Source organism: Roseobacter sp. FCG-D35 (assembly GCF_033436665.1).
Classification (GTDB): Bacteria; Pseudomonadota; Alphaproteobacteria; order Rhodobacterales; family Rhodobacteraceae; genus JAWQFO01.
Window position 1 is genome coordinate 371,817 of sequence record NZ_JAWQFO010000003.1, and the last position, 18,763, is coordinate 390,579.

The window sequence follows — 18,763 nt, forward strand, 5'->3', positions numbered from 1 at the left end:
TGCGTGCGCGGCCCGCAAGGGGGGCCACGTGACGCGGCGTGCCGCCGTTATCGGCGGCGGGCCGGCCGGCCTGATGGCCGCCGAGATGCTGGGCGCGGCCAGGGTGCCGGTGACGGTCTTCGAGGCCAAGCCGACCGTGGCGCGAAAATTCCTGATGGCCGGCAAGTCGGGATTGAACCTGACCAAGGACGAGCCCTTAGACCATCTTCTGCCGCACTACGCCGAGGCGGCGGATGCGCTGAAGCCGATGCTCGCGGACTTCGACGCGGAAGCGGTGCAGGACTGGGCGCGCGGGCTTGGGCAAGACCTTTTCACCGGCTCGACCGGGCGCGTGTTTCCGCGCGAGATGAAAGCCTCGCCGCTGCTCCGGGCGTGGCTGGCGCGGCTCGAGGACATGGGTATCGAGATCCGGACACGTATGCGCTGGCGTGGCTGGGATGACGCAGCTTTGGTCTTCGACGGACCGGAGGGCGGTGCGCGCGTCACGGCGTCGGCCACGGTGCTTGCCCTCGGCGGCGCCAGCTGGGCGCGGCTGGGGTCTGACGGAGCCTGGCGCGACCTGTTGTCGGCGAAAGGCATACCGCTCGCGCCCTTCGCCCCTGCCAACTCGGGCGCCTCGGTCGCCTGGTCGGAACACATGCGCCGACATTTCGGAACTCCGCTCAAGGGCATCGCTCTGAGCGCGGGGCGACTCACCTCTCGCGGCGAGGCGGTGCTGAGCGCGCGCGGGCTCGAAGGCGGCGGGGTCTACACGGTCAGCCGCGGCATGCGCGAAGGTGCGCCGCTCACGATAGACCTGTTGCCGGACCTCGACCTGGCCGAGGCCACGCGCCGCCTGTCCCGCCCGCGCGGCAAGGCGAGTCTCTCGAACCATCTGCGCAAGACACTCGGGTTCGACGCGGCCAAGATTGCGCTCGTGCAGGAGATCGCGCGTCCGCTGCCCGCGGAAGCTGCCAGCCTCGCGCGCATCCTGAAAGCGCTGTACCTGCCAAACGCCGGACTGCGGCCGCTGGACGAGGCGATCTCCACTGCCGGCGGTATCTCGCTCGACGCGCTCGACGGCGAGCTGATGCTCAGGGCGCTGCCCGGCACCTACTGCGCAGGCGAAATGCTCGATTGGGAAGCCCCCACGGGCGGTTATCTGCTGACTGCCTGTTTCGCGAGCGGCCGTTGGGCCGGCCGCGCCGCTGCGCGCAGGCTGAATGCTTGACAGAACGTTCGGGCGAGACCGTTTTCCGATCCGGAAAACGGGCCGGAATTTTCCAAAACTCCGGGGCCTCAGCGTGCGCTCGCGCGGATGAACGCGGGTCTCTGCCGCAGACGCTGACCGTAGGCGAAGAGGTCGTCGTCGACGCGTGGAAACTTCGCGCCGATGGCCCAGTTCAGGCAATGCACCGCCAGGATATCCGTCAGCGTCATCTCCTCGCCCATCAGGAACGGACCCGTTAGCCGCTTCGCAAGCACTGCCGCCGACCGCTCGAACTCGCGTTTGAGCTGCTCCTTGATCGCCGGTTGGCGTTCCTCTTCGGGCAGCACGAAGCTGTGCTTGGCGGCCGCCCAGAGCACCGCGTCCATCTCGTCGACCAGCCACATCGTCATGGCGTCCTGCCGGGCGCGCGCGACTGTGGCGGCGGGTGCCGTCAGCGCGCCGTGGCGGTCGCCGAGATAGGTCATGATCGCAACCGAATCGGTCAGCACCTCGCCTTCCCCGTTTACCAGCGCCGGCACCTTGCCCAGAGGATTGTGCGCCAGCGCCTCGTCCGAGCGGGGGGCGGCGGGTTCGTGGTCATAGTCCAGCCCGAGCTCCTCGAGCATCCAGAGCACCCGGAAGGTCCGGGATCTGGTGGCGCCGATCACCTTGTACATGGCCGTTCTCCTAGCGTTGCTTGCCGAACATGGCGAGCCGGATGAAAGTGCGTTCGACCAGCGCCATGCCCGGTGCGGTCTGTGCGGCCGAGCGCAGTTGCAGGTCCGTCTCCGTCAACTCGCTCAGCGCGCCCTCGAGCCTTTCGGCGCCCCAGCGTTTCGCCTGCGCCATCATGCGGTCGCGGTTTGGCCCAAAGACCGAAGGACGGCCGCTGGTATCGCAAGCCACCCGGTGCAGGGTCCTGAAGTAACGCATCGCCCCGATGCAGAGCGTCACCGGCGTCACGCCCTGCGCGACCAGTTTCTGCATCACCGGCCCGATCTCGTCGGCGCGGCTGTCCGCGACGACGACCAGCACATCGTCGACATCCGCCTCGGTCGAGGTCGGCGCGCAAGCGGCGATGTCCTCGAGGTTCAGCGGCGTCGCGTCGCCGTGCTTGTAAAGCGTGATCTTCTCGACCGTCTGGCGGAAGTCCCCGGGATCGAGCGCACGCGCGAGATCCTCGAGCGCGGCCATGATCGCACCGTCCGGGCGCGGCAATCCCGCCGCGGCCAGTGTCTGCTCGATCTCGGCGCGTCCGGGGGGATCGTCGTAGATGCCCACGGCATAGCAGTTCTTGTGAGATTCAAAAAGCTTGCGCAGTTTCGACGTCGGTTTCAGCGCGCCCGCGGTAACGACAATCTGCGCATCACCCGGCTGCCAGTCCTGCACCGCCGCTGTGACCGGATCGGCGTTGGTGTCCGTCGCATCCTCGAGAAAGGCGGCGCGCTGGCCGGGAAAGAAACCGATGGCCTTGACCGCATCGGCAAGCCGTGCCGGATCGGCGCGCAGCTCGGCCCCCGTCATGCGTGTCAGGCGCATCTCTTCCTCGGCGTTTTCTCCGAGCAGTGCCGCGAGCATCTGCTGGCGCTTGAGCGCGACCCGCATCGCGTCGCTGCCGTAGATCAGCACCCCGGTTTTTCCCGGATCGGGCTTGGCAAAATACCCCGGTGCGTCGCGTGCGCCGAGCTTCACGACAGGTCCGAGACCAGCAGGCGCTGCACGATCTCGTCCGCGAGAATCGTCATCAGCCGGATCAGCGCGTCGCGCTCGGAGGCCAGTGTCGCCACGGTGGTGCCGGTAGCGGAATAGCCGGTGAAGTTGTCGACGAAGCCGGAAGTGACGACGCGACCCGTCGCGACCTCGGTCAGGGTGTAGTCGGCGCGGCCCAGAAGGTTGAACCGCGTGGTATTGCCTTCGCGGTCGACGGCCAGACCGTCCTCGCGGGTCGAGACAACCAGATCGAGCGCGTAGGCCGGGGTCGCGGCGCGTCCGAGCCGTTCCTCGATCCGTCGCGTGACTAGATAGCTGCGCTGATCATCGGGTTCAGACACCAGGACCTGGTTCTGCAACCGCGTTCCACTGCCGCCCGGTGCGTAGACCGGCTGGAAGCCGCAGGCGGCCAGCGCCAGAAGCAGCGGCAACAGGAGGCGGCTAGACCACGACATTCACGATCCGTCCCGGCACCACGATGACCTTGCGCGGCACGGCCCCGTCGAGGGTACGCGCGACGTTGGCCTCTTCCAGCGCCAGACGCTCGACCTCGTCCTTGCCAAGATCGGCCGCGACCGTGATCTCGCCTCGGCGCTTGCCATTGACCTGTATCGGCAGGGTCACGGTGTCCGAGACCAGCATGGCCGGATCGGCCACGGGCCAGGGCGCGGTGGTGATCAACCCGTCCTGGCCCAGACGCGCCCAGATCTCCTCGGAGAGATGCGGTGTCATCGGCGACATGAGTTGCGCGAGCGTCAGCATCGCCTGTTTCTGGGCATCCGCCCCGGCCTTGGACTTCTGCAAGGTCGCGGTAAAGGCATAGAGCTTGGCGATGGCGGCGTTGAAGCCGAAACTTTCCACTCCGAGCGTCACGTCGTGGATGGTCCGGTGCATGGCGCGCAGCAGATCGTCGTCGCCCTCCCCTGCGCCTTCCATCCCACCAATACGCTCGGCCAGCGACCAGACCCGCGCGAGGTGCTTGTAGGCGGCCTCGGCCCCGGAGGCGGTCCATTCCACGTCGCGCTCGGGCGGGCTGTCGGACAGCACGAACCAGCGCGCGGTGTCCGCGCCATAGGCCCCGATGATGTTGACCGGATCGACGACGTTCTTTTTCGACTTCGACATCTTGGCAGAGCGGATGATCTCGACCTCGGTGCCGTCGGCGAGCCTGCCGTCGGTCACGTCCTCGGGCAGGTGATAGACCGGGCGGCCCTTGGCATCGCGGGTCTGGTAGATCTCGTGCGTGACCATGCCCTGCGTGAACAGCGCATCGAAGGGCTCGATGGCCGATTTCGGCAGGTGCCCGGTGATGTGCATCGCGCGGGCGAAGAAGCGCGAGTAGAGCAGGTGCAGGATCGCGTGCTCGATGCCGCCGATGTACTGGTCGACGTTCATCCAGTAGGCCACGTCCTCGGCCTCGGTCGGCGTTCCGGCCCGGGGTGCTGTGAAGCGCGCGAAATACCACGAGGAATCGACGAAGGTGTCCATCGTGTCGGTCTCGCGCAACGCCTTGCCGCCGCAGGAGGGACAGGTTGTATCGCGCCAGGTCGCGTGCCGGTCGAGCGGGTTTCCGGGGGTGTCGAAGCTGACGTCGTAGGGCAGTTCGACGGGCAGGTTCTCCTTGTTCTCGGGCACCACGCCGCAGGTCTCGCAATGCACCACCGGGATCGGGCAACCCCAGTAGCGCTGGCGCGAGAGGCCCCAATCGCGCAGGCGGTACTTGGTGACGCCCTGACCGACGCCATTGGCCTCGCAGAAATCGATGGCGGTCTCGATCCCCTCGAAACCCGTCTGCCATTGCTCGCCTGCGAAGCCCCTGTTGTAGAACACCTTTTCGGTCTTGGGCGGCACGTATGCCGCGGCAAGCGCTTCGTCGGCGTCTTCCGACGGAAGGTAGGTGGAGATGATCGGCAGATCGTACTTGGTGGCGAACTCGAAATCGCGCTGGTCGTGTGCCGGACAGCCGAAGATGGCACCGGTTCCGTAATCCATCAGGATGAAGTTCGCGATGTAGACCGGCATTTCGTGCGCCGTGTCGAAAGGATGGCGGACCTTGATACCGGTGTCGAACCCGAGTTTCTCGGCCTTCTCGATGGCCTCCTCGGTGGTTCCGCCCCTGCGACATTCGGCGCAGAAGGCGGCGATCTGCGGATTCTCGCGCTCGAGCACCTTGGCCAGCGGGTGATCGGGCGAGATGCCGACGAATGAGGCGCCCATCAGCGTGTCGGGCCTTGTCGTGTAGACCTCGATCCGGTCGTGCCCGTCCGGCGCGTCGACCGTGGAGAAGGCGAATTGCAGCCCGCGCGATTTGCCGATCCAGTTTTCCTGCATCAGGCGCACCTTGGCAGGCCAGTTCTCGAGCCCGTCGAGCGCCTCGAGCAGTTCCTCGGAGAAATCCGAGATCTTGAAGAACCACTGGGTGAGCGCGCGCCGTTCGACCTCGGCGCCCGAGCGCCAGCCCTTGCCGTCGATCACCTGCTCGTTGGCGAGCACGGTCATATCCACCGGGTCCCAGTTCACCACCGCTTCCTTGCGGTAGACCAGGCCGGCCTTCAGCATGTCGAGGAACAGCGCCTGCTGCTGCCCGTAGTATTCCGGATCGCAGGTCGCGAACTCGCGACTCCAATCGATCGAGAGTCCAAGCGGCTTCATCTGCGCGCGCATGTCGTCGATGTTGCCGTAGGTCCAGTCCTTGGGGTGGCCGCCGATCGCCATCGCGGCATTCTCGGCCGGCATGCCGAAGGCGTCCCAGCCCATCGGGTGCAGCACGTTATGACCGGTGGCGAGCTTGTGGCGCGCGATCACATCGCCCATCGTGTAATTGCGCACATGCCCCATGTGGATGCGGCCCGACGGGTAGGGGAACATCTCCAGCACGTAGTACTTGGGCTTGTCTTCGCTCCGCACCGCCTTGAAGACCGACTTCTTCTCCCAGGCATCCTGCCAGCGCGCTTCGATCTCTGCGGGTGTGTAACGCTGCATCCTGCGTCCTTCGTCTTCGTCTCAAATGAAACGCCGGGCACCGTGTCCTGCACGGAGGCCCGGCGCCGGTATCCTTCTGGCCGTCGCGGGTCGGGCGAACTAGAGCCGGTTGTCCCGGATCCGTAGCTGCCGCGCCCGGTTTAGGATCGCATCCTCCACCGCGCGCACGGTTGCGGCATCGGCCGAACCGCCGCCGCTGGTCTGCAGCGAAACGTTCAAAGACCGCGCGTCGAGCGCCGGGTCGCTGATCAGCACCGTGGCGCGGTAGCTGCGCCCTCCGCCCGGCGGGGTGCCGAAGCCGGTGACGATCACCCCGGTGAAGGGATCGACGGTCTGCACGGGCAGGAAATCGAGCACCTCAAGCGAGGCCGACCACAGGTACCGGTTAACCTGGACCTGGGTCTCGTGATCGGGCCGGTTGAACAGATCCCAGATCGTGTTGCCCTCGGCGCGCGCCTCGTCGCGTTCCGGACCGGTTGTCTCGGACGGGAAGGGTCCGGCCTCGGGTGGGTTTCCGCCCTGTCCGCAGGCCGCGAGCGCCAGCAGTGACGCCGGCACCAGCCACAGGCGCAATGCTTTGTTGGGTTTCATCCGCTCGACCCTCTTTGTAACTGCAAAGAGCCATAAACAATGGGGCAAATGCGGGCAAGTTCATTCTCCACGCTGCGCCCAGCCGGGCATTTGCGGGCCGGTTTGGGCGGCGTCAAATCGGGTGTGGCAAAGCTGCACCATCGAAGTGCATTTTCCCGAGGCTCCGGACACAATCCTTGTGTTGATGAACGCGAAGGCGGCATATGCAGCCCATATCAGGGTTGGATTCTCCAGTCTGGTGTTAGATTTTAACTCGAGGGAACACGCATGAAAAATCTCCTCCTCGCTACTACGGCACTGGTCCTGACCGCCGGCGTAGCTGCCGCCGAAGTCTCCTTCAGCGGCTACCAGCGCTTCGGTGTGAAGTACGAAGAAGACCGTCTCGTCGACACCGGTGAAGTGGACGCCAACGGCGACCCGATCTTCACCGAGGAAGAGACCTTCCTTGACACGCGCTTCCGCCTGAACATCGACGTCATCACCGAAACCGACGGTGGCGTTAAGCTCGAAGCCCGTGTTCGTATGCAGGCTGACGACGGTGACACCGCAGGCCTGAACGGCGCACGTTTCTCGGCATCGGCCGGCGGCCTGCGCATGGACCTCGGCAACATCGCCGGCGCCATCGACAACATGCCGAACTACTACGGCTATGAAATCGGTCTGACCGACTTCCTCGGCCAGTACAACGGCCAGGACTTCGGCTTCGACGGCTACAGCTCCACCGGCACCGGCCAGAAGAACGCCGTGTACGCACGCTACGCCTTCGGCGCCTTCGCAATCGCCGGCTCCTACTCGGACGACGCGGTCGACGACGAGGAAGCATCGTTCCACGTTGCCTACACCGGCGCGAACTTCGGTGTCGCTCTGGGCTACGCCAACTCCGAAGTTGACGACGACCTCTGGGTCCTGACCGGCAACTACGACTTCGGCACCTTCGACCTGGTCGGCTTCTACGCCAACAGCGACATCGACGACGACTCCTACGGTCTGTCGGCAGATATCGAAATCGGCGCAGCCACCTCGATCCAGCTCGCCTACGGCGACGGTGACGACGACAGCGACGAAGCCTACGGTATCGGCTTCAAGCACAACCTCGGCGGCGGCGCATTCCTGCGCGGCGGTGTGGGCCAGTCGGACGACACCACCATCGCAGACCTCGGTGTGCGCTTCGACTTCTAAGTCGAACCAGTCGATCTGAATTCGGGCGGGCCTTCGGGTCCGCCCTTTTCATTTGTGGGGGTCTGCGTTTACCTGCCCGGATAAGATCACCGGGAGACAGGTTGCGTGGGACTTGCAGAGATAACCGAGCGCATCGCGAAGGCCGAGGCGTCAGCAGGGCGCGATGCGGGTTCCGTCACGCTCATCGCTGTGTCCAAGGTTCAGCCCGACGCGCGCGTTGAGGCGGTGCTTGGCGAAGGACACCGCGTCTTCGGCGAGAATCGCGTGCAGGAAGCCGCGGGAAAATGGCCGGATTTCCGCGAGCGGTTCGACGGGATCGACTTGCACCTGATCGGCCCGCTGCAGACCAACAAGGCCCGGACGGCCTTCGAGCTGTTCCAATCGATCCACTCGCTCGACCGCCCGAAGCTCGCCAATACCTTCGCGCGGCTTGCGCAGGAAACCGGCGCGTGTCCGGAGCTTTTCGTGCAGGTCAACACCGGCGAGGAACCGCAGAAAGCGGGCGTCCTACCCGCGGATGCCGACAGCTTCATCGAGGACTGCCGCGCGCTCGACCTGCCGATCCGCGGCCTGATGTGCATTCCGCCGCTCGAAGAAGAGCCATCGCTGCATTTCGCCCTGCTCGCCAAGATCGCCGCGCGCAACGGGCTTGCGGGCCTCAGCATGGGCATGAGCGGCGATTTCGAGCGCGCGATAGCGCTCGGCGCCACACATGTCAGAGTCGGCTCCGCGATTTTCGGAGAACGGACACAAGGCTGACGCCGCAGCTTTAGCGCACGAAAAGTCGTGTGCCGGGCACGATGGCACGCGCGATCCGGTGCAGGTCACGCCGGCGAAGCGCAATGCACCCTTCCGTCGGATAGCCCGGCCGGCGCTGCTGGTGCAGAAAGATCGCCGACCCCTTGCCGGGCACGGCATCGGGCCAGTTCCAGTCCGTCAGAAATACGAGGTCATAGAGGGGATCTGCACGCCGCAGCGCTTCGTGGCTGAACGCATGCGGGCTTTGGACGAGGTGGTTGTAGCTTGGATCCTCGGGGTCGTCCGACCACAGGTCTCGCGGGCCGATCGGCCGGGCCCAGGGCGCAGGTGGCGCGATCCGGTCCGCCCGGTAGAGCATCCCGACGATCCGATACGTGCCGCGCGGCGTCGCGCCATCGCCTTCGGCCTTCGTGCCGATCACGCCGCCGCGCCCGATGGTACAGGGAAAACAGACACCGCCAAACCGCAACCCGCGGGGGGTCAGCACGAGGTCGTGCGGGCCGAAACCCGGCCCGGTCGTCACAGCAAGTGCCCCGACTTCGCCGCCTTCGTGGCAAGGTAGGCCGCGTTATGGCTGTTCTCGCCGACCCGGAGCGGCACCCGCTTGTCAACGGTGATGCCACAGGTGTCCATCATAGCGACCTTCGCGGGGTTGTTCGTCAGCAGACGCACCTGCGAGACCCCGAGCCGCGTCAGGATCTGTGCTGCCAGGCGAAAGTCGCGCTCGTCATCCTCGAAGCCGAGGCGGTGATTGGCGTCGACGGTGTCGAAGCCTTGGTCCTGCAAGGAATAGGCCCGCATCTTGTTGGCCAATCCGATGCCGCGCCCCTCCTGGTTCATGTAAAGCAGGATGCCGGAACCTTCTTGGCCCATCTGTGCCAGCGCCGCGCGCAGTTGCGGGCCACAGTCGCATTTCAGCGAGCCCATCAGGTCGCCGGTAAAACAGGCCGAATGCAGCCGTACCAGCACCGGCGCCTGCCGGTCCGGCGTGCCGATCTCAACGGCGTAATGCTCTTCGCCGCCGTCTTCGGGACGAAAGACGTGAAGCCGCCCGCTTTCCGAGACTTCCATCGGCAGACGCGCGTTGACGACTGCGTGCAACGGGCTTGCCACACCGAATTGCGAGGCCGCGTCGCCAAGCGCGATCCGCGTGAGATCGTTGGCCGCCGCAAATCCCGCCGCATCCGGCACCGGCACGACGATCGCGGCCGGCAGCAGGCGCGCCGCCTTGGCCAGAAGGATCGCCACACGGTGCGCCGAGACATCGCCGCCGCGGTCACAGGTCAGCGGTCCCTTGAGTGGCACGCGCAGGTCGTCCGCCGGGTCGGCCAACGCGCGCACCCAGCGCCCCGTTGCGTCCGGCGGTATCCGGACCCGCGCGAGATCGCCATCATAGATCATCGCCTTCAGCGTCTGCGCCCGCCGCGCGGTGATCGCGATCACAGGTATCTGACCGACTGTAAGGACGTCCCCGAGCCGCGCGTCCGAGACCGTTTCCGCTGCCAGCACGAGGCTTCCAGTGCCGTCCTCGCCGTCCAGCACCACGGGCAAGCCCATCCGCATGTCTGCGCGTGCACGTGCGATCCGTTCGGTGCTGTCGGGTGAAAGTGTCATGATGCGGCGATCCGAGGTTTTCAGCCCATCTAGGCCAGATCGACATAGAATGAAACATTTGCCGGTTCACGCAACACGAGCCCGTGATTTTTCCGACGCCTTCCTTGCCGCCATCGTGATCCGGCCACATGTGTCCCGAAACGACGCGAGGAATTGGCATGGCACAGTTGAAGAAGATACTTCTGGTCGACGATGACGAGGACCTCCGCGAGGCTCTGAGCGAGCAGCTCATCATGACTGAGGATTTCGACGTCTACGAGGCCGGGAACGGCGCGGACGCGATGGCAAAGGCCCGTGAGGCGCTTTACGATCTGGTCATTCTCGACGTCGGATTGCCCGACACCGACGGGCGCGAGCTGTGCAAGCTGATGCGAAAGCAGGGCGTGAAAAGCCCGATCGTTATGCTGACAGGCCATGACAGCGATGCCGATACCATCCTCGGCCTCGACGCCGGGGCCAACGACTACGTGACCAAGCCGTTCAAGTTTCCGGTGCTGCTGGCACGGATTCGCGCGCAGCTGCGCCAGCACGAGCAGTCCGAGGACGCCGTGTTCCAGCTCGGCCACTACACCTTCAAGCCGTCGATGAAGATGCTGATCACCGAAGACGAGAAGAAGGTGCGCCTGACCGAGAAAGAGACCAATATCCTGAAGTTCCTCTATCGCTCGACCGATGCGGTGGTGCCGCGCGACGTGCTCTTGCACGAGGTCTGGGGCTATAATGCCGGCGTCACGACCCATACACTCGAGACGCACATCTACCGGCTTCGTCAGAAAATAGAACCGGATCCGTCAAATGCGCGCCTTCTTGTGACCGAATCCGGCGGCTATCGTCTGATGGCTTGACGTTCAAGCCCAGGTTAACGAATATCCCGTTATGAGTGTATCGAGCCACTTGGACTCCGGTTGACGAGCGACCGAACCAGTTCCCGCGCATGCCCGGGTCATGGCATGCACCTCCCTGTTGGACTGGACCGGGCCTTGTGCCCGGTCTTTTTTTGTCCTGACCGCGCGTAAGGCGCATGGCAGGGTGACTTAGAGGTCACTACCTCTGATCCAACCGCAAGCGAGGAAAGGACAGGCCGATGCAGAAGGTGATCTACGAAGAGTTCGGAAACCCGGTCGAGGTGCTGAAGCTTGTCGAGGAAGACGCTCCGGTCCTCGCAGACGGGCAGGCCCGGGTGTCGGTGCTGCGCGCCCCGATCAATCCCTCGGACCTGATCCAGGTCTCGGGCAACTACGGCATCAAGCCGCCCTTGCCGGCGATCCCGGGCAACGAGGGGCTTGGTCGCGTGTCGGAAGTGAACGGCGACGGGATCGAGACCGGGCAGCTTGTCCTGCTGCCGCCCGGACGCGGCACATGGATGACCGAGATGGTCTGCGACATCGCCACGCTGGTCCCACTGCCGGAGGGCGACCTCGACCAGCTTTCGATGCTCACGGTGAATCCGGCGACCGCGCAGCTTCTGCTGACCGAGTTCGTCGATCTTGCCGAGGGTGATTGGGTGATCCAGTCCGCCGCCAATTCCGCGGTCGGCAGCTATCTTGTGCAGCTTGCCGAGGCGCGCGGAATAAACGTGCTCAACGTGGTGCGCCGCGAGAGCGCGATCCCGAGCCTTGAAAAGCTTGGCGCGGAAACCGTGCTGGTTGATGGTCCCGACCTGGCTGAGCGCGTGCGCGAAGCGACGGGCGCCGAGATGAAACTGGCTCTCGACGCGGTTGCGGGTGACACCTTCGCCCGGCTCGGCGATACGCTGGCCCCGGGCGGCACGCTGGTCAGCTATGGCGGCATGTCGAACCAGCCTTGCGCGGTGGATGCCGGCAAGATGATCTTCCGCGACCTGCACTTGCGCGGGTTCTGGCTGGTCAAGTGGTTCGAGTCCGCGAGCCGCGCGGCGCAGAAAGAGCTTTATACCGCCCTCACGGGTGCTGTGCTGAAAGGCACGCTGCACGCCCCGATCGACCGGCATTTCACGCTCGACCAGATCGCCGAGGCGGCACGTCATTCCTGGGCCGGAGAGCGCGACGGCAAGGTGCTCCTCGCTCCGAACGGGATCTGACGGGATCGGGCATGGAACCTCCGGGCGGGCCGCGATAGGGTCCGCCGCACCACCAACGGAGACCGTCGATGCCCTTTTCGCTTGCCACCTGGAACATCAACTCGGTGCGCCTGCGCGCGCCAATCGTTCTGCGGCTGCTGGCCGAGACCGCGCCCGACGTGCTTTGCCTGCAGGAATGCAAAAGCCCGGTGGAGAAGATGCCGCTCGATGCCTTTGCCGCGGCGGGATACCGCTACGCGGTGGCGCGCGGCCAGAAGGGCTACAACGGTGTCGCGATCCTGTCGAAGCTGCCGATCGAGGATGTCGGCGAACGCGACTTCGCGCAACTGGGCCATGCACGGCATGTCGCAGCACGGCTCGAGAACGGCGTGACGGTGCACAACTTCTACGTGCCTGCCGGGGGCGACGTGCCGGACCGCGAGGTGAACCTGAAGTTCGGCCAGAAACTCGACTATCTGACCGAGATGCGCGACTGGTTCCATGCTGAGAAACCCGAGAAATCCATCCTCGTCGGCGATCTCAACATCGCCCCGCGCGAGGACGACGTCTGGAACCACAAGGCGCTTCTGAAGATCGTCAGCCACACGCCGGTCGAGGTCGAGCATCTCGGCGCGGCGCAGGATGCCGGCAACTGGGTCGACGTGACCCGCAAGGATATCCCCGAGGGGCAGCTTTACAGCTGGTGGTCCTACCGCGCCAAGGACTGGGACGCCGCCGACAAGGGCCGGCGGCTGGACCATGTCTGGGCCTCGCCCGACATCGCCAACGCCGCCCATTCGAGCCGGATCCTGCGCGCGGCGCGAGGCTGGGAGCAGCCCAGCGACCACGCCCCGGTGTTTGCGACATTTGACCTTTGAATCCGGCGCGCATGCGCACATATAAGGCCCGAAACGCTCAACGCGAAGGATAGTGACATGGTCGACCTCAATCTCGGAGCCGCGCCGACGGCGGACGATCTGATCAAGGACAGCAGCGAAGCGACGTTCATGGCGGATGTCGTCGACGCCTCGCAGACCACGCCGGTCATCGTCGATTTCTGGGCCCCGTGGTGCGGCCCCTGCAAGACGCTCGGGCCGCAGCTCGAAGCTGCCGTGCGCGCCGCCAAGGGCGCTGTGAAGATGGTCAAGGTGAACGTCGACGAGGCGCAGATGATCGCAGGCCAGCTGCGCATCCAGTCGATCCCGACCGTTTACGCCTTCCACAAGGGCCAGCCGGTCGACGGTTTCCAGGGCGCAGTGCCCGAATCCGAGATCAAAGCCTTTGTCGACCGTGTCGTCAGCGCCGGTGGCGGCGAGGCGCCGGGTGAAGCCCTGGCCGAGGCGATCGCGGCGGCCGAAGAGATGCTGTCCGAAGGGGCGGCGACCGACGCGGCCCAGACCTTTGCCGCGATCCTCGGGGAAGAGCCGAACAACGCGGCCGCCTACGGCGGTCTGGTGCGCGCGCATATCGCGATGGGCGAACTCGACCAGGCCGAGGCGATCCTGAACGGGGCGCCGGCCGAGATTTCCAAGTCGCCCGAACTCGACGCCGCGCATGCGCAGCTGCAGCTCGCCCGGCAGGCCGAGAACGCGGGTCCGGTGGCCGAACTGCGGGCTGCGGTCGAGGCAAAGCCCGACGACCACCAGGCACGCTTCGACCTTGCGCAGGCACTGCATGCCAAGGGCGACGCCGAGGCGGCGGTAGACGAGCTGCTCGAGCTCTTCCGGCGGGATCGCGAATGGAACGACGGGGCCGCGAAGACGCAGCTTTTTACCATTTTCGAGGCGATGAAACCGAACGATCCGGTGATGCTGAATGGCCGCCGCAAATTGAGTTCGATGATATTTGCCTGAACCGTGTCGCGGGCTAACTTCGAAGTCATGGTCACCGCGGCAGAGCTCCCCGAGACGATCCCGGTATTTCCCCTTCCCGGGGCGCTGCTTCTGCCACGGTCACGGCTTCCGCTGCACATCTTCGAACCGCGCTACCTGCAGATGCTCGAGGACGCGCTGAAGACCCGCACCCGGCTGATCGGCATGGTCCAGCCAAACCCGGTTCCCGGACGCGCGGGCAAGTCTCTGCACAGCATCGGTTGCGCCGGGCGGGTCACGCAATTTTCCGAGACCGAGGACGGGCGCTACCTGATCACGCTGGCGGGTATCTCGCGCTTTCGGATCGTCGAGGAGATCGAGGGCTTCGCGCCCTACCGGCGCTGCACCGTGAACTGGAGCGGGTTCGACCGGGATCTCGGCGCGGAAGAGCATGACGCGGGCTTTTCGCGCGATCCCTTCATGAACCTGATCGGGCGGTACTTCGACGCGCGCAAGCTAACCGCAGACTGGGACACGCTGAAGCAGGCCGAGGACGAGTTGCTGGTCAACTCGCTGTCGATGATGCTGGATTTCGAACCCGAGGACAAACAAGCGCTGCTCGAGGCGCCGTCGCTGGCGACGCGCCGCGAGACTTTGGTGACCCTGATCGAATATGCGCTGCGTGGCGGCGACGCGAGCGAGGTCATGCAGTGAGCGGGACCGAGGTCACCTTCGACCGGCGCATGCTCGAAGCGCTGGTCTGCCCGCGCACCCAGACCACGCTGCACTACGATGCCGAGCGGCAGGAACTGGTCTCGAAGGCGGCCAACCTCGCCTACCCGATCCGCAACGGTATCCCGGTGATGCTGGAACACGAGGCGCGGGTGCTCGACTGATCAGAGCGGCAGGCCCTGCATCAGGCGCGGCAGGTCGCCGGTCAGCCCTGCGGCCTCGCGGATGAAGGCGCGGCGCAGTCCGGGCCAGTTTCCGACGATGCCCATGCCGATGTCGCGCCCCGCGCGCAGGATCGGATTGTCGTTCGAAAACAGTCGGTTGAAGGTGTCTGTCGCCAGCGCCAAAGCGGTGTTGTCGAAGCGCCGCCATTGCTCGTACCGCCGCAGCACGTCGGGCGCGCCTGCGTCCTCGCCGCGCCGTGTCGCGTCGGCGATCACCTCGGCCAGCGCCGCGATATCGCGCAGCCCGGCGTTGAGACCCTGCCCCGCGATGGGGTGGACCCCGTGCGCGGCATCCCCGACCAGCGCCACGCGGTCGGCAACAAGCCGGTTCGCCAGCGACAGGCTCAGCGGGTAACTGAAGCGGCCTCCGGCCAGCGATATCTCGCCCAGGAAATCCCCGAACCGCGGGCGCAGCACGTCAAGGTACGCCGCGTCGGGCAGGGCGTTGACCCGTGCCGCGGCCTCGGTGCCCTGCGTCCAGACGATCGACGAGCGGTCACCTTTCAGGGGCAGGATCGCCAGCGGACCTTCGGGCATGAAGAACTGGTGCGCGGTGCCGCCATGCGGCTTGGCATGCGCAATCGCGCAGACCAGCGCTGTCTGACCGTAGCCCCATCCGGTGCGCTGGATGCCGGCACGGATCGCCGTTCCCGATCCACGTCCGTCGCAGCCGACGAGCAGCCGCGCGCGCAGGGATCCACCCGAGGACAATGTCACGGTGATCCCGCTCGTATCCGCGCTCTGGCCTGTGACGGTCGTGTCGTCGAGATGATCGATTCCCGGCGCGTTCTCGACGGTCGACAGAAGGGCGGGGCGCAGGTGCCGGTCCTCGACCATGTAGCCCATCGGGCCTTCCTCGATCTCGGCATGGTCGAAATGCATGAAAAAGGGCGAGGGGCCTTCGCCCGCGCGGCCGTCCGTCACCTTGATCTCGAGCATCGGCTGCGCATCGTCCTCGATCGCCGCGCGCAACCCGAGCCCGTCGAGCAGCCGCATCGAGGTGAGCGCGAGGGCATAGGCCCGGCCGTCGAACTCCGGCTCGGCCTGACGCGCCGCAATCTGCGCATCCACGAGTGTCACGCTCTGGCCAGCCGCGGCACAGGCAAGCGCCAGTGTCATGCCGTTCAGACCGCCCCCGGCGATTACGATATCGCTGTCGTAACTCATGGCCCTGCATATGATCCGGGCCGGGGGATTGTCCATGCGCCCCGGCGTCGCTACCGTGCCGCGAAAATCCCGGGAGACGGCACGATGCAGGAGTGGTTGACGAAAAGCGCGGCGGAACTCGGGCGCGCGATCGGCCGCGGCGAGATCGATCCCGTGGCGCTGGCCTCCGCCTATCTCGACGCCATCGAGGCGCATCGGCTCAGCGACCGGATCTATGCCCGCGTGACCCGCGACCGGGCGCTGTCGGAGGCCCGGGCCGCCGCCGTGCGGGCGAAGGAAAATCGCCGCCTGTCGCCGCTCGACGGCGTGCCGGTCAGCTGGAAGGACCTCTTCGACACCGCGGGCGTCGCGACCGAGGCGGGTTCGAAGCTTCTGGAGGGCCGCGTTCCCGAAGCGGATGCGGTGGTGCTGGCGAACGCGACCGCCGCAGGGCTCGTGTGCCTCGGCAAGACCCATATGAGCGAGCTGGCCTTCTCCGGTCTGGGCTACAACCCGTCGACCGCGACGTCGCCTTGCGTCAACGACGAAGCCGCCGTATCGGGCGGGTCCTCTTCCGGGGCCGCGGCGTCCGTCGCCTTCGGCCTCGCAGCCGCTGCCATCGGGTCGGACACCGGCGGTTCGGTGCGCACGCCGGCGGCCTGGAACGACCTTGTCGGGCTCAAGACCACCTCCGGCCGGCTGTCGCTCGAAGGTGTCGTGCCGCTGATCCTGAGCCTCGACACGGTTGGGCCCCTGTGTCGGACGGTCGAGGATGCGGCGCTGCTGCTCGGCGTGCTCGAAGGCGAAGGGCCCTCCGATCTGGAAGGCGCGTCACTCGAGGGGCGACGCTTCGCCGTTCTGGACACGCTGACCTTCGACGGTATCGCCGACACGCCGCGCGCTGCCTTCGAGGCCGCGGTGAGCAGGCTCGGCGAGGCGGGGGCGCAGATCGAACGCCTGAGCTTCGACGGCCTTCCGAGAGCCATGGATCTCTCCGCCTGCGTCTACACCGCCGAGGCCTACGGGCTATGGCGCGACGTGATCGAAGCCGATCCCGAGAAGATGTTCCCGCAGATCCTCGAACGGTTCCGCATCGGCAATGCCCATTCCGGCCCGGATTTCGTCGCCGCCTGGGCGTCGTTGAAGGCGTTGCGCATCGACTACGACCGGGCGACCGCGGGGTTCGATGCCGTGCTGTTGCCGACCAACCCGATCATGCCACCGACGCTCGAGAAGCTGGAAAGCGACGAGGATTACTATGTGTCGGCCAACCTGATGGCGCTGCGCAACGCACGGATCGCGAACCTGATGGGGCTCTGTGCGCTGACCCTTCCGACCGGGACGCCGAGCTGCGGGATCACGCTGATGGCACCCCCGGACATGGAAGCGGCGCTGCTGCGCATCGGGGCCGCCGCGGAGGCCGCTCTGGCCTGATCCGGGCCTTCCGGAAACCGCGCGATTCAGCCCGCGTCAAGATGTCAGAAATGCCACAAGTGCCGACAAGCAGTCGGGATTTTCTGGACGCGGGCGGCGGCGCTGGGCTACCTTGGGCGAAACGGGGCGTGAACGATCCCGGTCTGAGGCAGTCGTATGTTTTTTCCCGAGCGGTTCTCGAACCTTCCGCCGCATGCATGGCCGCGCCTTCGCGCGTTGCTTGACGTGCATGACGGCGGCGGTCCGGCGATTCACATGACGATCGGAGAGCCGAAACACGCCTTTCCGGCGTGGGTCACCGACGTGATTGCCGAGAACGCCACGGGCTTCAACAGCTACCCGCCGAACGAGGGCGCGCCCGAACTCCGGCAGGCCATCGCCGGTTTCGTCGACCGGCGCTACGGCGTGACGCTCGACCCCGATACCGAGGTGATGGTACTCAACGGCACGCGTGAGGGGCTCTACAACGCCGTGATGGCGCTCTGCCCCGAGACCAAGGGCGGTAGGACGCCCGTCGTGCTGATGCCGAACCCGTTCTACCAGGTCTACATGATCGCAGCACTCTCCGGTGCCGCCGATCCCGTCCTCGTGCCAGCCACGGCCGAGACCGGGCATCTGCCGGATTTCGCGGGACTTCCCGCCGAGGTGCTCGACCGGACGGTCGCGGCCTACATCTGCTCGCCCGCCAACCCGCAGGGCGCTGTGGCCAGCCGCGACTACTGGGCCACCTTGATTGAACTCGCCGAGAAGCACGACTTCTACATCTTCGCCGACGAATGCTATTCGGAGATCTACCGCGACATCGCCCCGGTCGGCGCGCTGGAGGTGGCGCGCGACATCGGCGCCGATCCCGACCGGGTGGTGATCTTCCACTCCCTGTCGAAACGGTCGAACCTGCCGGGGCTGCGCTCCGGCTTCGTGGCCTCGGGGCCGGGCGCTATGCGCGAGATCCGGCAGCTGCGCAACTACGCCGGGGCCCCGTTGCCGCTGCCGCTGCAAGCCGCCGCGGCGGCGGTCTGGAACGACGAGGCCCACGTGGTCGAGAACCGCAGGCTTTATGCCGAGAAGTACGAGATCGCCGACCGCGTCTTCGGCAACGTGGCCGGGTACGAAAGCCCGCAGGCGGGGTTTTTCCTGTGGTTGCCCGTCGAAGATGACGAGGCGGCAGCACTGAAGCTCTGGCGCGAAACCGGGGTGCGGGTTCTGCCGGGCGGCTATCTTGCCCGCGAGGTCGACGGGCTGAACCCCGGAAAGGGCTATATCAGGGTGGCGCTGGTGGCGCCGAAAGACGAGACCGAGCGCGGGCTTGAAGCGATCCGCGCCTGTCTCTACGCGGATCAGGACGAGGGATAAG

At 66.1% G+C, this 18,763-nt stretch carries 19 protein-coding genes; 11 read left to right on the forward strand and 8 right to left on the reverse strand.

What is annotated here, in order from left to right; all coding sequences use genetic code 11:
• Nucleotides 1-28 precede the first annotated feature (28 nt).
• On the forward strand, nt 29-1,210 hold the full coding sequence (locus R5H30_RS10105; RefSeq protein ID WP_318328161.1) for a TIGR03862 family flavoprotein: 1,182 nt from the start codon (nt 29-31) through the stop codon (nt 1,208-1,210).
• Between the two features lie 68 nt (nt 1,211-1,278).
• On the opposite strand, the gene R5H30_RS10110 is transcribed toward R5H30_RS10105, so the two are convergent.
• From R5H30_RS10110 to R5H30_RS10130, 5 genes are all read right to left on the reverse strand, one after another.
• The gene (locus R5H30_RS10110) at nt 1,279-1,866 is read right to left on the reverse strand and encodes a glutathione S-transferase family protein (RefSeq protein ID WP_318328163.1); all 588 of its coding nucleotides are present in this window, start codon (nt 1,864-1,866) and stop codon (nt 1,279-1,281) included.
• 10 nt (nt 1,867-1,876) lie between these two features.
• A complete protein-coding gene (holA, locus tag R5H30_RS10115; RefSeq protein WP_318328164.1) occupies nt 1,877-2,881 on the reverse strand; it encodes a DNA polymerase III subunit delta in 1,005 nt (334 codons plus the stop codon).
• Entirely contained in the window at nt 2,878-3,354 is a 477-nt protein-coding gene (lptE, locus tag R5H30_RS10120) for an LPS assembly lipoprotein LptE (RefSeq protein ID WP_318328165.1), read from the reverse strand. The genes holA and lptE overlap by 4 nt, the downstream gene beginning before the upstream one ends.
• Nucleotides 3,341-5,881 carry a leucine--tRNA ligase gene (gene leuS, locus R5H30_RS10125; RefSeq protein ID WP_318328166.1) on the reverse strand — a complete coding sequence of 847 codons (2,541 nt, stop codon included), beginning with the start codon at nt 5,879-5,881 and terminating at the stop codon, nt 3,341-3,343. Before leuS ends, lptE begins: the two co-directional genes overlap by 14 nt.
• 99 nt (nt 5,882-5,980) lie before the next feature.
• Nucleotides 5,981-6,472, reverse strand: a complete 492-nt coding sequence (locus R5H30_RS10130) for a DUF3576 domain-containing protein (protein ID WP_318328167.1) — start codon at nt 6,470-6,472, stop codon at nt 5,981-5,983.
• A gap of 267 nt (nt 6,473-6,739) precedes the next feature.
• Between R5H30_RS10130 and R5H30_RS10135 the strand changes: the two genes are divergently transcribed.
• Both R5H30_RS10135 and R5H30_RS10140 read left to right on the forward strand, forming a co-directional pair.
• Nucleotides 6,740-7,651: a porin gene (locus R5H30_RS10135; RefSeq protein ID WP_318328168.1), complete on the forward strand. Its 912-nt coding sequence runs from the start codon at nt 6,740-6,742 to the stop codon at nt 7,649-7,651.
• A gap of 105 nt (nt 7,652-7,756) precedes the next feature.
• Nucleotides 7,757-8,410, forward strand: a complete 654-nt coding sequence (locus R5H30_RS10140; protein ID WP_318328169.1) for a YggS family pyridoxal phosphate-dependent enzyme — start codon at nt 7,757-7,759, stop codon at nt 8,408-8,410.
• Between the two features lie 10 nt (nt 8,411-8,420).
• Here R5H30_RS10140 and R5H30_RS10145 read toward each other — a convergent pair whose 3' ends face one another.
• Both R5H30_RS10145 and ribA read right to left on the reverse strand, forming a co-directional pair.
• The gene (locus R5H30_RS10145; RefSeq protein ID WP_318328170.1) at nt 8,421-8,933 is read right to left on the reverse strand and encodes a L,D-transpeptidase family protein; all 513 of its coding nucleotides are present in this window, start codon (nt 8,931-8,933) and stop codon (nt 8,421-8,423) included.
• Complete coding sequence (ribA, locus tag R5H30_RS10150) at nt 8,930-10,024, reverse strand: GTP cyclohydrolase II (protein ID WP_318328171.1); 1,095 nt, start codon at nt 10,022-10,024, stop codon at nt 8,930-8,932. The genes R5H30_RS10145 and ribA overlap by 4 nt, the downstream gene beginning before the upstream one ends.
• Before the next feature lie 158 nt (nt 10,025-10,182).
• On the opposite strand from ribA, the gene R5H30_RS10155 reads away from it, so the two are divergent.
• The 6 genes from R5H30_RS10155 to R5H30_RS10180 all read left to right on the forward strand — a co-directional run bounded on the left by R5H30_RS10155 (nt 10,183) and on the right by R5H30_RS10180 (nt 14,769).
• Nucleotides 10,183-10,869: a response regulator transcription factor gene (locus R5H30_RS10155; protein WP_318328172.1), complete on the forward strand. Its 687-nt coding sequence runs from the start codon at nt 10,183-10,185 to the stop codon at nt 10,867-10,869.
• Nucleotides 10,870-11,108: 239 nt separating this feature from the next.
• A complete protein-coding gene (locus tag R5H30_RS10160; protein WP_318328173.1) occupies nt 11,109-12,083 on the forward strand; it encodes a zinc-dependent alcohol dehydrogenase family protein in 975 nt (324 codons plus the stop codon).
• A 68-nt stretch (nt 12,084-12,151) separates the two neighbouring features.
• Nucleotides 12,152-12,940: an exodeoxyribonuclease III gene (locus R5H30_RS10165; protein WP_318328174.1), complete on the forward strand. Its 789-nt coding sequence runs from the start codon at nt 12,152-12,154 to the stop codon at nt 12,938-12,940.
• A 57-nt stretch (nt 12,941-12,997) separates the two neighbouring features.
• The gene (trxA, locus tag R5H30_RS10170; protein ID WP_318328175.1) at nt 12,998-13,915 is read left to right on the forward strand and encodes a thioredoxin; all 918 of its coding nucleotides are present in this window, start codon (nt 12,998-13,000) and stop codon (nt 13,913-13,915) included.
• Between the two features lie 27 nt (nt 13,916-13,942).
• Nucleotides 13,943-14,587, forward strand: coding sequence for an LON peptidase substrate-binding domain-containing protein (locus tag R5H30_RS10175; protein WP_318328176.1), 645 nt, complete (start codon nt 13,943-13,945; stop codon nt 14,585-14,587).
• Nucleotides 14,588-14,616: 29 nt separating this feature from the next.
• Nucleotides 14,617-14,769 (forward strand): Trm112 family protein, encoded by a 153-nt coding sequence (locus R5H30_RS10180; protein WP_412105128.1) that lies wholly within the window; start codon nt 14,617-14,619, stop codon nt 14,767-14,769.
• On the opposite strand, the gene R5H30_RS10185 is transcribed toward R5H30_RS10180, so the two are convergent.
• Entirely contained in the window at nt 14,770-15,996 is a 1,227-nt protein-coding gene (locus R5H30_RS10185) for an FAD-dependent monooxygenase (protein ID WP_318328178.1), read from the reverse strand. It abuts the gene before it with no gap.
• A gap of 84 nt (nt 15,997-16,080) precedes the next feature.
• Here R5H30_RS10185 and R5H30_RS10190 point away from each other — a divergent pair, with 84 nt between their 5' ends.
• Together R5H30_RS10190 and R5H30_RS10195 are read left to right on the forward strand one after the other, a co-directional pair.
• Complete coding sequence (locus R5H30_RS10190) at nt 16,081-17,409, forward strand: amidase (protein ID WP_318328179.1); 1,329 nt, start codon at nt 16,081-16,083, stop codon at nt 17,407-17,409.
• Between the two features lie 156 nt (nt 17,410-17,565).
• Nucleotides 17,566-18,762, forward strand: a complete 1,197-nt coding sequence (locus R5H30_RS10195; RefSeq protein ID WP_318328180.1) for an aminotransferase class I/II-fold pyridoxal phosphate-dependent enzyme — start codon at nt 17,566-17,568, stop codon at nt 18,760-18,762.
• Nucleotide 18,763: the final 1 nt, after the last annotated feature.